Genomic DNA, 259 nt, shown 5'->3' on the forward strand with positions numbered 1-259 from the left:
TCACCAACTAGCTAATCCCACTTGGGCCAATCTAAAGGCGAGAGCCGAAGCCCTCTTTGGTCCGTAGACATTATGCGGTATTAGCAGTCGTTTCCAACTGTTGTCCCCCACCTCAAGGCATGTTCCCAAGCATTACTCACCCGTCCGCCGCTCGTCATCTTCTAGCAAGCTAGAAATGTTACCGCTCGACTTGCATGTGTTAGGCCTGCCGCCAGCGTTCAATCTGAGCCATGATCAAACTCTTCAATTAAAAGTTTTT

The 259-nt window shown here is 49.4% G+C and carries 1 rRNA gene; it reads right to left on the reverse strand.

What is annotated here, in order from left to right:
- Nucleotides 1-250 (reverse strand): 16S ribosomal RNA (locus ACT3RM_RS18305); the annotation flags it as partial.
- Between the last annotated feature and the right edge of the window lie 9 nt (nucleotides 251-259).

The organism is Pseudoalteromonas sp. AOP7-A1-14 (genome assembly GCF_052376275.1).
In the GTDB taxonomy this organism is placed as follows: Bacteria; Pseudomonadota; Gammaproteobacteria; order Enterobacterales; family Alteromonadaceae; genus Pseudoalteromonas.